This window comes from Thermomonas alba (assembly GCF_022419205.1).
Lineage (GTDB): Bacteria > Pseudomonadota > Gammaproteobacteria > Xanthomonadales > Xanthomonadaceae > Thermomonas > Thermomonas alba.
In genome coordinates this window covers 60230-74127 of record NZ_JAJOZU010000001.1, presented here as the reverse complement: position 1 = coordinate 74127, position 13898 = coordinate 60230, and the positions used below count along the sequence as shown (strand labels likewise).

Below are 13898 nucleotides of genomic sequence, written 5' to 3'. Positions count from 1 at the left end.
GGCCAGGCAGATTGCGCCTGCCCGCATCCTCGCGCAGACTGCGCCGATGCCGCCCCGCCTGATCGTGCTCGCCGCGCTTGCCGTTTTTGCCATCTCCAGCCTGGGATTGGCGCTGTGGATCCACCGCCGCAGCCGCCGACGCCAGCTGGCCATCGGGCGCGTGCTGGATGCCGCCGATGCGCTGGAAGAACGCCTGCGGGTCGCGCGCAGCGAACTGGAAAGTGTCGCCAGCGATGCGGAAAACCCGGTTCTGGGCGCGCTGCACCAGCTGCTACGCCAGCGGCTATGGCTGCAAGAACATGCCCAGTCGGCCAGCCTGCAGACGCTGCAACGGGTGCAGGACGCTCTGGAAACGGCACGCGGGCGAATCGACGCGCAGCTGCGGGAAATCGACCGCGCCCGCGCGGAGGCCGGGGAATGACCCGGCTGGTACTGGCCTCGACCTCGCGCTACCGGCGCGAACTGCTGCAGCGGCTGCGGCTGCCGTTCGACACCGCGCGCCCGGACGTGGACGAAAGCGCCCGGCCCGGCGAGGCCCCGCGTGCGCTGGCGCAGCGGCTGGCGCAGGCCAAGGCCGCGGCGGTCGCGCAAACCCTGCACGGCACGGACGTCTGGGTATTGGGCTCCGATCAGGTCGCCGATCTGGACGGCACGCCGCTGGGCAAACCCGGCGGACGCGCGGCTGCGCTGACGCAACTGCGCGCGATGTCCGGTCGCCGCGTACGCTTCCATACCGCGCTGTGCCTGGCGCACCCGGACGGTCGCCGCCTGCACGCTGTGGATCTGACCGAAGTGCAGCTGCGCGCGCTGGACGATGCCGAGATCGCGCGCTACGTGGATGCCGAGGAGCCTTATGACTGCGCCGGCAGCTTCAAGTCGGAAGGGCTGGGGATCGTGCTGTTCGAGGCGATCGACAGCCACGACCCGACCGCGCTCATCGGCCTGCCATTGATTGCGACCGCCCGTCTGCTGCGGCAGGCGGGTTTCCCGCTGCCGTAGCCGGCGCCGCCGGGCAGGCCGGCAAGGGCGCGCGATCGGCGGCCGCCAGCAGCCAGAAGCGCTTGCCGCCGCCATCCACCTGCAGCACCTGCGCAGTCGGCAGGCCGCCCAACTGGGCGCACAGCCAGCGCCGGTACTCCGCCTCGCCGTCGAAGCCAGCGTGCTCGGGGCTGGCCACCAGCAACCACGGCCGCGGCAGCGCGCGCGGCGACTCCGCCAGCAGGCCCCACAGCGCCAGCTGCGCCTGGCGTCCGTGCTTACGGTTCAGCGGATGGTCGAGCACGGGGATGTCGGGATCGCCCAATGCGAAGCCCAGCTCCGCGCCCAGCTTGAAATCGGCCGCCAGCAGGCGGGTCTGCGGCGGCAGCCCGGCACGCTGCGCACGCACCTCCCGCGCCAGCGCCTGCCAGTCCGAGAAATTGGCCGGATACAGCCCGTGCGCGGCGGCCCAGGCGCGCCCCTGCGGCAGCGCGGCCATCAGGCAATAGCCCAGCGCCAGCGCCTGGCCGAGGCCGAGCACGGCCCAGGCCGCGCGCCGCCAAGTGCGCGCCCAGCCGGCCAGCACCGCTGGCACCAGCGGCAGCAGCGCCACATGCCCGGGCAACGGCCAATGGAAGCTCACCCGCTGGCGGTCGGCGAAGAACCCCAGCAGGAAGAAGCCGCCCGCCAGCAGCGCGCCACACAGCGCCAGGCAACGCGCAGCCGGGCGCGGATCGCGCAGCCCGCGCCAGGCCGCCAGCAGCAGCGCCAGCAGCAGCGGCGGTGTGACCAGCAGCGACTGCAACGCGCCCAGGCGCAGGCCCTGCCAGTCGAACGTCCACGGGTTGCGCTCGACCAGCTGGAAACGCAGCCCGGCCTCGGCGTGCTGCGCGTTCCACAGCAGCAGCGGCAGCCATGCCAGCGCCCCGATCACCAGCGCCGCCCACAGCCACGGCTGCCGCAGCGCGCGCCGGCCCTCACGCAGCAGCAGCAGGGCCAGGCCGCCGGCCAGCAGCACCGCCGCGAAGCGATAGTGCGTCAGCCCGCCAATCACCAGCCCCAGCGCCAGTTCCGCCGCCGTCACCGCATCCACCCGGCGCAGTGCGCGCAGGCAGGCATCCAGGCACAGCAGGCTGGCCAGCAGCAGCGGCACGTCGGGCAGCGCCAGCAGGCCCAGGGTGCCGCCGAGTGGCAGCAGCAGGAACAGCAGGCCCGCGCGCCAGCCGCTGGCAGGATCGCACTCGCGCGCGGCCATCCGCACCAGCAGCCACGGCAACAGCGCGCCGATCAGCAAAAACGGCAGCCGCAGCCCCAGCGGGGTCGCCCCGAACAGCGCCACTCCCAGCCGCGCCAGCCACGCGGTCAGCGCCGGCAGGTCGGAATAGGCCCAGGCCAGGTGCTGGCCTTCCTGCCAATAGAAGGCCTCGTCCACGAACAGCGGCAGCCACGCCGCCAGCCCCAGCTTGAGCGCGCACAGCAGCAGCCAGGTCCCGATGAACCAGCGGCGCGCCGGGTCCGCGCGTCCCGCCGCATCCATTGCCACGCCTGCCGCCGTATCCATGGGTGCGATTTCTGCCGCGTTCACCGCCACGTGCATGCCCGGGCGTCCTCGCTACACTGCCCCTTCACCCCGAGACCCCGTCCACGACATGCCCACGATCCCGGCTCCGGCGCAGATGCTACCCGATCCCCTGCAGCAGGCCCTGCGCGAGGCGCAGGCGCAGGTCAACCAGCTGGTGCTGGGCAAGCCGCTGCAGGTTCGGCTGGCGTTCGTGGCGTTGCTCGCCGGCGGGCATCTGTTGATCGAGGATTTGCCCGGGCTCGGCAAGACCACCCTGGCGCACGCGCTGGCCGCCACTCTCGGCCTCGAGTTCGCGCGCGTGCAGTTCACCTCCGACCTGCTGCCGTCCGACATCCTCGGAGTGTCGGTGTACGAGGCGCAGACCCGCCGCTTCGAGTTCCATCCCGGCCCGGTGTTCACCCACGTGCTACTGGCGGACGAGATCAACCGCGCCCCGCCGCGCACCCAGAGCGCACTGCTGGAAGCAATGGCCGAGCATCAGGTCAGTCTCGACGGTCAAACCCGCGCACTGCCGGACCCGTTCTTCGTCATCGCCACCCAGAACCCGGTGGATCTCTCGGGAACCTATCCGCTGCCGGATTCACAGCTGGATCGCTTCCTGCTGCGCTTGACCCTGGGCTACCCGGATGCGGCCACCGAGCGGGCCCTGCTGGCCGGCGCCGACCGCCGCGACCTGATCGCCCACGTCACGCCGCTGCTGGATGCACCGCGCATCCTGGCGTTGCGCCAGAGTGTGCAGCAGGTGCACGCCGCCGAGCCGCTGCTCGACTACCTGCAAGCGCTGCTGGCACGCAGCCGCCAGCAGCCCGGAGTGCGGGTGGGGCTGTCGCCGCGCGCCGGGCTGGCGCTGCTGCGGGCGGCACGCGCGCATGCCCTGCTGCTGGGGCGCGCGCACGTGGTGCCGGAGGACGTACAGACGCTGTTTCCAGCGCTGGCCGAACACCGGCTGGTGGCGGAGGCCGATGCGCCCGTCGCCCAGCTGGCCAAGGCCATTCTGCACGCGGTGCCGGTGGATTGAACATGCTGCCGGCATTGCGCCAGCGCATCCGCGGATGGACCCGCCCGCGCGCGCCGGAAGCGCTGCCGGTGCGACTGGATCGACGCCGCATCTACGTCCTGCCCACCGCCAGCGGGCTATTCTTCGCCACCCTGCTCGGCGCGATGCTGCTGGGCGCACTGAACTTCAACAACAATCCCGGCCTGCTGCTGGCGCTGCTTCTGGCAGGCGCCGCCCATACCAGCCTGGTGGCCGCGCATTTGCAGCTCTCCGGGCTGCGGATCGAAGCGGTCGCCGCCGAGCCGGTGGCGGCCGGAAGCATGCTGCGGCTGCGCATCGCCCTTGGCTGCGCGGATTCACGCGTGCGTCGCGGACTGCGCATCGCCTGCGGTCGCGAGGCTGCGACTACCCTGCCACTCCTGGACGCGCGCGGCGCCACTGCCGAACTGCGCCTGACCGCCCCGCGCCGCGGCCTGTGGCCGCTGCCGCGCCTGACCCTCTCCAGCATACAGCCGCTGGGCCTGGCCCGCGCCTGGGCGTATTGCTGGCCGGCCGATGTCTTGCTGATCTATCCGGCCATAGAGGCGCAAGCCCCGCCGCTGCCGCTGGCCACCGCCCCCCAGGGCCGTCCGCAGCCCAGCCGCAGCGGCGAGGAGCCGCACCACCTGCGCGACTATCGCACCGGCGATGCGCTGCGCGCGGTGGCCTGGAAGGCCTCTGCGCGGCATGCCAGTCTGCTGGTGCGCGAGCACGAACGGCAGCAGGCCGGCGAGTTGCGCCTGGAATGGGCGCAAACCGCCGGGTTGCCCTACGAGCAGCGCATCAGCCGGCTGGCGCGCTGGGTGGAGGAGGCCGAACGCAGCGGGCTGCGCTATGCGCTGCTGCTGCCGGGGCAGCCTGCGATCCCCGCCGGTCACGGCGACACCCATCGCCACCGCTGCCTGCGCGCGCTGGCGCTGCTGCCGCAGGAGCCGGCACATGCCTGAAGCTGCGACCACACCACGAATGCCGCCTGCCACCTTGCTGCAGGTACGCCTGGCCGCTGCCGTCTGCCTGCTGCCGCTGCTGCTGCAGCTGCCGCTGGCGCTGGGGCTGGGGTTTGGGATCGGCACCGTGGCGGTGTTGGCGGCGTCCTGGCGGCAACCGCTGCCGGCCCCGATACGCTGGCTGCTGGGCGGCACCGCGCTGTTGGCAGTAGCCGCGGTGCTGCCCGGGGTCGGCCGCGATACCGCCTGCGCGCTGCTGGCCGCCATGCTGGCGCTGAAGCCGGCGGAAACCTTCACCCCACGCGATGGCCGCAGCCTGGTCGGCTTCGCCCTGTTCGCGCCGTTCGCCACTTTCCTGCTGGACCAGGGCCCGCTGAGCCTGCTGCTGGGGCTGGCCGGCGTGCTGCTGGCGCTGCTGGCGCTGCAGCAGCTGGCCGCCGATGAAGGCGGGGTACCGCCATCGCCGCTGCGGCAGGCGGCGGCGGGCGTGCTGCGGCTGCTGGGGCTGGGGTTGCCGCTGGCGCTGGCGGCGTTCTGGCTGTTCCCGCGCCTGCCGACTCCGCTGTGGGGGCTGCCGCAGCGCAACGCGGCGGTGCCGGGGCTGTCGGACACGATGACGCCGGGCAGTTTCTTCGACCTGCTGCTCGACGACAGCCCGGCGGCGCGGGTGGAGTTCATCGGGCCTGCCCCGCAGCCTTCGCAGATGTACTGGCGCGGGCCGGTATTGTGGGATTTCGATGGCCGCACCTGGCACCAGGCGCGCGACCTGCTGGCGCAGCCGCCCGCCCCTGTGCAGGTCTCCGGACCGGTGTGGGACTACCGAATCGACCTCGAACCGACCGAAGACCGCCAGTTGGTGGCGCTGGATGTGCCGCTGCAGCTGCCACAAGGCGCGCGCCTCGGCCACGACCTCACCCCACAGGCGGAAGCGCCGCAGTACAACGTCTCGCGCTGGCGGATGCGCTCGGCCGCGGCCGCCGCGTTCGAGCCGGTGCTGCCACCGGCGCTGCGCGCGCGCGCACTGGCGTTGCCCACCGGCTACAACCCGCGCACGCTGGCGCTGGGGCGGCAGTGGCGGCGCGAGGCCGGGCACGACGCCCAGGGCCGCACCGATGCCGCCATTGCCGAACGCGCGCTGGCGATGATCCGGCGCGATTTCGCCTACACCCTGAACGTGCCGCCAGCCAGGCGCGACGAGGTGGACGATTTCCTGTTCGACCGCCGCACGGGCTATTGCGAGCACTTCAGCTCGGCCTTCGTGGTGCTGATGCGCGCCGCCGGGGTCCCGGCGCGGGTGGTGACCGGCTATGCCGGGGCTTACCGCAATCCGGTCGGCGGCTACTGGCTGGTGCGCAAGTCCGACGCGCATGCCTGGGCCGAGGTCTGGCTGCCTGGGCGCGGCTGGGTGCGAGTGGACCCGACGGCGGCGGTAGCACCCGAACGGGTGTACGACACCCTTGCCGACCGCCGTCCCGGGCGGATCGCCGGGTTCGACGGCCTGGCGCCGATGTTCGATGCTGCCGATTGGCTGCGCCGCGGCTGGAACGACTTCGTGCTCGGGTTCAACGCGCAGCGTCAGCAGGCGCTGCTGAAACCGCTGGGGCTGCAGAAGCTGGGCGCCGCCGGCCTGGCCGCGCTGTTCGCCGCCTGCGCCCTGCTGGCCCTCGCATGGATGATCTGGCGCACTACCCGCGGCGAGCGCACCCGCGACCCGCTGTTGCGCGCCTGGCACGCGCTGGAGACGCGCTACCGCCGGCGCGGACTGGGGCGCGCGCCGCACGAGCCGGCGCAGACCTGGGCCGCACGCGTGGGCGCGGACGTGCCCCACGCCGGAGCGCCGCTGGCAGAACTGGCCAGACGCTTCGCAGACGCCCGCTACGGCGCACCCACCACGCCCGCGGCGCTGCGCGCGCTGCTGCGCGACCTGCGCCGTCACCGACCCTGAATCGCTGCCTGCTATCATCCCGCTTCGCTCCGGCGCTTCTCATGGACACTGCCCTCTCCCGCCCATTGCCGCAGCCCCTTCTGCTCGCACCCGAGGCGATCACGACCGATCGCGCCTGCACGGGCAGCGCTCCGCCCTCCCGTCATCTCCGGTAGGCCTCCGTGCTGGAACTGCTGCTGATCGTCCTCGCCCTGATCCTGCTCAACGGCTTCTTCGCGCTGTCGGAGATGGCGGTGGTCACCTCGCGCAAGGCGCGCCTGAAGCAGCGTGCCGAGGACAGCCACGGCGCGCGCAAGGCGCTGGAGCTGGCCGAGCATCCGGAGCAGTTCCTGTCCACCGTGCAGGTAGGCCTGACTCTGATCACCGTGCTCACCGGCATGCTCGGTGGCGAAAGCCTGGGTCGGCTGATCGGCCAGTGGCTGGCGCGCCAGCTGCCGGTGCTCGGGGAATCGGCCACGCCGCTGGGTACCGTCCTTGCGGTCGGCCTGATCACGTTTCTCAGCATCGTGCTGGGCGAGCTGCTGCCCAAGCGCCTGGCGCTGCTGGCGCCGGAACGGGTGGCGGCGGTGGTGGCGGTGCCGATGGCCGCGCTGGCGCGCTTGGCCGGGCCTGCGGTGTGGCTGCTCAGCGCCAGCGTGCGTGGCCTGCTGCGCATGCTGCGCGTGCGCGATGGTGGCGCCGCGCGTATCACCGAGGAAGAAATCCAGCTGCTGGTCAGCGAAGGCCACGAGCAGGGCGTGATCGACAGCGACGAGCGCAACATGCTCAACCGCGTGATGCGTCTGGGCGACCGCACCGCCGACAGCCTGATGACGCCGCGCACCCGCATCGCCTGGCTGGATGCCTCCGCCTCGCTGACCGAGAACCTGGCGACGCTGCAGGAGCACGAGTTCTCGCGCTATCCGGTCTATCGCGGCAACGATAGCGATGTGGTCGGCATCCTCGAGGTCAAGACTTTGCTGGACGAACTCGGCAAGCCGCAGCCAGACCTGTTCGCGCGGCTACGCCCGGCCCTGTTCGTGTCCGAATCCACCCAAGCCATGAAGCTGCTGGAGATCCTGCGCGAGGAGCAGCAGTCGCTGGCGCTGGTGGTGGACGAGTACGGCGACATCCAGGGCCTGGTCACGGTCAGCGACATCGTGGACGCGGTGATCGGACGCCTGTCATCGGGTACCGACAGCGGCCAGGACGATGCCCTGGTGGTGGCGCGTGAGGACGGCTCGCTGCTGGTAGACGGCGGCCTGCACGTGGATGAACTGCGCGAGCTCACCGGCGAGCGCCTGCCCGAGGCCGATGCGGGCGAGTATCACACGCTGGCCGGACTGGTGATCGACCATTTCGGACGCATCCCGCATGTGGGCGAGCATTTCCAGCTGGGCGCCTGGCGGGTGGAGGTGGTCGATCTGGACGGCCCGCGCATCGACAAAGTGCTGCTGCACAAGCTCGAGCCGTCCGCTGTTGACACCGAAGGCTGAGGGCCGGCCAGGCCCGGCTCAGCGCAGCAGGTCGTGGAAGGCCTGCGGCTCCAGCGGATGGCCCAGCCAGTAGCCCTGCACCAGGTCGCAACCGCGCTCGCGCAGCAGCTGATACTGGCTCTGCCGCTCCACCCCTTCGGCCACCACCACCACGCCCATCGAGTGGGCCATCGCGATGATCGCGCTGGTCAGGGCCAGGTCGTCGGGGTCGCGCAGAAGATCGGTGATGAAGCTGCGGTCGATCTTCAGCCCGTCCACCGGGACCCGACGCAGATGACTGAGACTGGAATAGCCCGTGCCGAAATCATCCAGCCACACGCGCACGCCGAGCTTGCGCAGTTTGCTCAGTAGCTCGGTGATATAGGCTTCGTCGCTGAGCACGGCGGTCTCGGTCAGCTCCAGATGCAGGCGTTCCGGCGCCAGCCCGCTGTTGTCCAACGCCGCGGCGACCTGCTGCAGTAAATCGCCACTGCGCAACTGGCGCGCGGAGACGTTCACCGATACGAACGGCGCCTCGTCGGCGTTGGCCGGCACTGACCAGGTGGCTGCCTCCATGCACGCGGCCTGCAGCGCCATCCGCCCGATCTCTTCGATCAAGCCGCTCTGCTCGGCCACGTCTACGAACACCGAGGGCGCGACCGCGCCGTATTCCGGATGATCCCAGCGCAGTAGCGCCTCTGCGCCCACCAACACCCGATCCTGCGTGCGGTAGATCGGCTGGTAGGCCAGGCTGAGCTCATCGCGCTGCACTGCGCCGCGCAGCTCCTGCTCCATCCGCACCCTGCGCTCCACCGCCTGGTCCATCGCGCGGCTGTAAAAGCGGTAGCAGTTCTTGCCGGCCACTTTGGCCTGGTACATCGCGATGTCGCCGTTCTTCAGCAGCATCGAAGCGCTGCTGGCATCGTCCGGAAAGATCGCCACCCCGACCGAGCCGCCCAGCAGCACCTGTCGCCCATGCAGCAGCAGCGGCTGGCTGAGCGCCGTCACCAACGCCTCGGCCAGTTGGATGGCCTTGCCGCGAATGCCTGCCTCGGCATCGATCTGGAGCATCTGCAGCAAGATCACGAACTCGTCGCCGCCGAAGCGCGCGACCACCGCCTCGATCCCTTCCACCGAGGCCACCGCCTGCTCGATCCGCCCCGCCACCTGCACCAGCACTTCATCACCGGCCTCGTGGCCGAGGGTGTCATTGATCCGCTTGAAGTCGTCGAGATCGGCGAACAGCAGCGCCAGCTGCGCGCTGGTGCCCTGGGTCTCGCGCAGGCGCTGCTCCAGGATCTCGCGAAACGCGAGCCGGTTGGACAGTCCGGTGAGGGCATCGCTGTAGGCGACCCGGCGGATGTCGCGATCATGCCGGGCCACGCTGTCGCGCATGCGTCCGAATGCGCGAACGAGATCGCCCAGCTCGTCGCTGCGCGTGCTTTCCGGCACAGGCGCGCTGAAGTCACCGGCTTCGATCCGGCGCGCAGCCTCGCCCAGCAGCCGGATCGGGCGCACCAGCCACCGCTGCACCAGCGTCGCGCCAAGCAGCGCCAGCACCGTCAATCCTGCGAACATCAGCAGCAGCCAGCGCATGCTGCGCTGATTGACGGCGTTGAACTGCTCGCGCAGGGTGGACAATGCCTCCGCCTCGGCGCGCGCCACTGCCGCCGTCGAATAGCCGATGCGCACGCCGCCCAGGCGCTCGTCGCCGATCGTGATCGGCTGCGATACATCCAATAATCCATCGGACAAATGGGTATGCGGACCGTTGGCCGTCACCAGCTCGGCCGCCAGCGGATCGTCCATCGGCTGTCCATAGGCGGCGATATCGCCAGAGCCATCGTGCAGGACCCGGCCGCGGACGTCGTACACCAGCACGTAATCCACGTCGGGCGCGCGCAGGGCGCTGCGTGCAAGTACGCCGATCGCATCCAGATCGAAGTAATACAGCGGATTGGCCAACGCATCCGCCAGCTGCCGTGCCTGCGCCTCCCCGGTCAGCCGCATTTGCTCGGTCAAAAGCGTATGCATGTTCTGGCGCGCGATCTCGATCGCCTCTTGCTGGCTTCGCTGCTGGCGAAACCACAGCAACGCCATCATCAGCAGCACCAGCGCCAGCCCGGAGAGAATGGCGATCTGGAAGCGCGATTGCAGGCTCGGGCCGGCGCGCTTCACTCGACCTCCGCGCGCACGCGCCGCGCGCCACGTCCCAGCCACTCCAGCGCGCGCCGGTCTTCAACGCTGACCGGCAGCATCCGCGCAGTGCCAAGGAATCGACGCAGGGCCTCGCCTGCCTCCGGATCCTGCGCAGCCTCCTGCAGCACTTCACGCAAGCGCGCCTCCACCTTTGGATCCAGGCCGGTGCGGGCCAGCATCAGCGCGCGCGGCACGTCCTCGGTGCGCCCGATCACGCGGAAGTCCTGGGCGAACACGGGCGGCATTCGCGCTGGATTCATCCAGTCCAGATTGCTGAGCACACCGACATCCACCAGGCGCTTGTGCACCCAGGTAGCGATGTTCAGCTCGGTGCGCGCAAACACATACCCCACCCGATCCGGCGCCGGCCGATCCATCGGCGACAACAAGGGCTCCAGCGCCAACCCGCGCTCCAGCAATGTCGCCGCCGGCAGATAGTAGGCGCTGGTGGAGTACGGGCTCTGGAAAGCTAGCCTGTGCCCAAGCAAATCCTGCAGCGATTGGATCGGGCTGTCGCGACGCACGAAGAACACGCTGTGATAGCGCTGCGCGCCGTCGCGCTCGGTGATCAGGAACGCATGCGCGACGCCGCGCTGCTCCAGCAGGGCGGCATTGCCGGCGGTTTCGTTGATCCAGTCCACCCGCCCGCGCCGCAGGTAGCTGGACATCTGCTGCAGGTCTTTCGCCATCAGGATGCGGCCGCTGCGGATCCCGACCTCGGCCATGCGCGGGATCACATAATCGAGCAGCGGCTTGAGCTGGTCGTAATGCGCCTTGGGGTCATCGCTGACCCGCCCCAGTACGAGCACGCCGTCATTGCTCTCATCGCGTCCCTGCGGCGCTGCCTGGGCAGGCAGAACGGCGCTCATGAGAACGCACAGGCAGGACAGCACGAACGCGAATCGGCGCATGGCGTGCGGTTGTCCCCCTGACGTGCGGATGGTGGTCAGGCTACCCGATTTTTTGATCGGCAGCGCCCTGTCTGGCCAAACGCGCCATGCGCTGGGCATCGGCCAGCACTCCGCGCAATAGGCGCACCTCGGCGCTATCCAGATTGGTGCGCAGGAATAGCCGGCGCAGTTTGCGCATCGCCGATTCCGGGGCGCGCCCCTTGTGGAAGTCGATCTGGTCCAGGGTCTCGGCCAGCTGGGCGAAGAATCCCTCCAGCTCCGCGTGCGAGGCGGCACCCTCTGCCGGTGGCGGAGTGCGCGCTGCGGCCGCGGCCGAGGTCGGCCCGCTCTCCGACAGCAGAGCACAGCGCAGCTCATAGCTGAGCACCTGCACTGCCGCCGCCAGATTCAGCGAGGGGAAGGCCGGATCGGATGGAATGTGGATGGCGGCGTGGCACAGCTGCAGTTCTTCATTGTCCAGCCCGGTGCGCTCGCGTCCGAACACCAGCGCCACCGGCCCGCTGACGGTGGCGGCCACGGCGCGGGCCGCGGCCTCGCGCGGATGCAGCGGCTCCAGCTGCACGCGCCGGCTGCGCGCGGTGGCGCCCAGCACCCAGCGGCAGTCGGCCACCGCCTCGGACAGGGTGGCGAATACCGGGGCGGATGCCACCAGATCGTCGGCGCCGGCGGCCATGGCGTGGGTATCGCGATCGGGCGCCTTCTCCGGCGCCACCAGCACCAGCCGCGACAGGCCCATGGTCTTCATCGCACGGGCCGCTGCACCGATATTGCCCGGATGCTGGGTGCCGACCAGCACGATGCGCAGGCGGTCGGCGGCCATGCCTGGCGCGGCGGCCCCGTTTGGATTGGATGGTGCATTCATGCGTGAATGGTAAACTGCCGGCCCCGGTCGTGCGCCGGGACCGTTCTTTTCCGCCACCGCCCACTTCCCTCACTCCCGTCGAGGCGTCTTCGCCATGCAAAAACCCGTCGTCAACATCATGGTCAAGGCAGCCCGCGCCGCCGGCGGCGTGCTCCTGCGCAACATGAACCGGCTGGATGCGATCAACGTGATCGAGAAGGATCGACTGGACTACGCCAGCGAGGTGGACGAGCAGGCCGAGCAGGCGGCGATCAAGGAACTGCGACGCGCCTATCCGGATGCCGGGTTTCTTGGGGAGGAAGGCGGCAGCCACGGTGGCCGGGGCGGCGCGCTGTTCGTGATCGACCCGCTGGACGGCACCAGCAACTACCTGCACGGGCTGCCCCACTGGTGCGTCTCGATCGCGCTGGTCGAGCACGGCGAGCCGCAGCACGCAGTGGTGTTCGATCCGCTGCGCAACGAGCTGTTCACCGCCAGCCGCGGCAGCGGTGCGGTGCTCAACGGGCGTCGTATCCGCGTCTCCGAGCGCAAGGATCTAAGCGGCGCGCTGCTGGCCACCGGCTTTCCCCCGCGCGAGCGCGAACGCGCGCCGGCGCAGCTGGAATGCGTGCGCGAGCTGCTGCGCAGCATCGAGGACATCCGCCGCACCGGCTCGGCCGCGCTGGACCTGGCCTACGTCGCCTGCGGCCGCTTCGACGGCTATTTCGAATCCGGAGTGAAACCGTGGGACATCGCCGCCGGCGTGCTGCTGGTACGCGAGGCCGGCGGCCGCGTCTGCGATTTCCGCGGCGCCCAGACCGGCCCGATGGATAGCCGCGGCATCCACGGCCGCGCCCTGGTCGCCGGTAACCCAAAGCTCAGCGCAGAGCTGCAGAAGGTCATCGTGCAGTCCGGCTACGCCGCTGCGGTCGGCTGACCGTTGCGCCTACCGTCGCAAAGCGCATACGCGCAACAGGCCGCGCACTGCGCGGCCTGTTGCGTTGCGTGTCTGCGGCAAACCGGCGCGCTCAGGGCCGGCGCGCCAACTCGGCGTGGTCCTTGGCCTTCGGCATCAGATCCTGCTTGGAAACCTTGAACGGACCGATGGTCAGCATCGGCACCGCCACGATCACCGAGGAGACCACCACGATCACCGCGCCGACCATGTGGGTTTCGGCCAGGCCCTGCATCGAGCTGCCGCCGTACAGATACAGCGCCAGCGCCGACAGGAAGAACATCACCGCGGTGATGACGGTACGCGACAAGGTCTGGTTGATCGAGCGGTTCAGCACTTCCAGCGGCTCCACCCGCAGGCTGCGGAAGTTCTCGCGTACGCGGTCGAACACCACGATGATGTCGTTGACCGCAAAGCCCATCACCGACAAGAGGCCAGCCAGCACGGTCAGATCGAACTCGCGCTCCATCAGCGACATGTAGGCGATGGTGAGGATCAGGTCGAAGAACGCGGTGATGCTGGCCACCATCGCAAACTTGAACTCGAAGCGCACGGCGATGTAGGCCAGGAACCCGACCAGCATGAAGATCGTCGCGTACACGCCATTCATGGCCAGGTCGCGGCCGACCTGCGGGCCGACGAACTCGCCCGGCTGCACGCTCGCGGGGTTGTCCGGGGTATCCACGGCCGCGCGCACCCGTTCGGCAATCTGCTGCGCCGCATCCGCAGCGTTGTTGTGCTCCTTCTCTGGCTGCAGCCGGATCAATACGTCATTGCCGCTGCCGACCGTCTGTACCTGCGCGTTGTGCAAGCCGGCCGCCGCCAGGCGCGCGCGGACTTTCTCCACGTCCACCGGATGCGCGAAGTGGGTGCGCACCATGGTGCCGCCGGTGAACTCCAATGCAAAGTTGAACCCCTTGATCCCGATGATGGCGATCGATGCAATCAGGAGCAGCAGCATCAGCACCAGCACCGGATGGCGATGGCGCATGAAGTCGATCTTGGTGTCGTTCGGAACGATGTGCAGCGGAAACAGTTTCATGATGTGTC

The 13898-nt window shown here is 70.0% G+C and carries 12 protein-coding genes; 7 read left to right on the top strand and 5 right to left on the bottom strand.

Going from position 1 to position 13898, the window contains the following annotated elements; translation table 11 throughout:
- Nucleotides 1-46: 46 nt before the first annotated feature.
- Both ML342_RS00345 and ML342_RS00340 read left to right on the top strand, forming a co-directional pair.
- Complete coding sequence (locus ML342_RS00345) at nt 47-421, top strand: hypothetical protein (RefSeq protein WP_240124942.1); 375 nt, start codon at nt 47-49, stop codon at nt 419-421.
- Nucleotides 418-999, top strand: a complete 582-nt coding sequence (locus tag ML342_RS00340) for a Maf family protein (protein ID WP_240124941.1) — start codon at nt 418-420, stop codon at nt 997-999. Before ML342_RS00345 ends, ML342_RS00340 begins: the two co-directional genes overlap by 4 nt.
- Here the strand turns inward: ML342_RS00340 and ML342_RS00335 are convergent.
- Nucleotides 935-2539 (bottom strand): glycosyltransferase family 39 protein, encoded by a 1605-nt coding sequence (locus ML342_RS00335; protein ID WP_240124940.1) that lies wholly within the window; start codon nt 2537-2539, stop codon nt 935-937. The genes ML342_RS00340 and ML342_RS00335 overlap by 65 nt on opposite strands.
- Nucleotides 2540-2627: 88 nt before the next feature.
- On the opposite strand from ML342_RS00335, the gene ML342_RS00330 reads away from it, so the two are divergent.
- From ML342_RS00330 to ML342_RS00315, 4 genes are all read left to right on the top strand, one after another.
- A complete protein-coding gene (locus tag ML342_RS00330) occupies nt 2628-3578 on the top strand; it encodes an AAA family ATPase (RefSeq protein WP_240124939.1) in 951 nt (316 codons plus the stop codon).
- Nucleotides 3579-3580: 2 nt separating this feature from the next.
- On the top strand, nt 3581-4543 hold the full coding sequence (locus ML342_RS00325; RefSeq protein WP_240124938.1) for a DUF58 domain-containing protein: 963 nt from the start codon (nt 3581-3583) through the stop codon (nt 4541-4543).
- Entirely contained in the window at nt 4536-6488 is a 1953-nt protein-coding gene (locus ML342_RS00320; RefSeq protein ID WP_240124937.1) for a transglutaminase TgpA family protein, read from the top strand. The genes ML342_RS00325 and ML342_RS00320 overlap by 8 nt, the downstream gene beginning before the upstream one ends.
- Nucleotides 6489-6652: 164 nt before the next feature.
- A complete protein-coding gene (locus ML342_RS00315) occupies nt 6653-7963 on the top strand; it encodes a hemolysin family protein (RefSeq protein WP_240125332.1) in 1311 nt (436 codons plus the stop codon).
- Between the two features lie 18 nt (nt 7964-7981).
- Here ML342_RS00315 and ML342_RS00310 read toward each other — a convergent pair whose 3' ends face one another.
- From ML342_RS00310 to ML342_RS00300, 3 genes are all read right to left on the bottom strand, one after another.
- Nucleotides 7982-10120, bottom strand: a complete 2139-nt coding sequence (locus ML342_RS00310) for a putative bifunctional diguanylate cyclase/phosphodiesterase (protein ID WP_439655126.1) — start codon at nt 10118-10120, stop codon at nt 7982-7984.
- The gene (locus ML342_RS00305; RefSeq protein WP_240124936.1) at nt 10117-11010 is read right to left on the bottom strand and encodes a phosphate/phosphite/phosphonate ABC transporter substrate-binding protein; all 894 of its coding nucleotides are present in this window, start codon (nt 11008-11010) and stop codon (nt 10117-10119) included. Before ML342_RS00305 ends, ML342_RS00310 begins: the two co-directional genes overlap by 4 nt.
- Before the next feature lie 82 nt (nt 11011-11092).
- A complete protein-coding gene (locus ML342_RS00300; RefSeq protein WP_240124935.1) occupies nt 11093-11914 on the bottom strand; it encodes an RNA methyltransferase in 822 nt (273 codons plus the stop codon).
- 94 nt (nt 11915-12008) lie between these two features.
- Here ML342_RS00300 and ML342_RS00295 point away from each other — a divergent pair, with 94 nt between their 5' ends.
- Nucleotides 12009-12830 carry an inositol monophosphatase family protein gene (locus tag ML342_RS00295; RefSeq protein WP_240124934.1) on the top strand — a complete coding sequence of 274 codons (822 nt, stop codon included), beginning with the start codon at nt 12009-12011 and terminating at the stop codon, nt 12828-12830.
- Between the two features lie 91 nt (nt 12831-12921).
- Here the strand turns inward: ML342_RS00295 and secF are convergent, their stop codons facing one another.
- Nucleotides 12922-13890: a protein translocase subunit SecF gene (secF, locus tag ML342_RS00290; RefSeq protein WP_240124933.1), complete on the bottom strand. Its 969-nt coding sequence runs from the start codon at nt 13888-13890 to the stop codon at nt 12922-12924.
- Between the last annotated feature and the right edge of the window lie 8 nt (nt 13891-13898).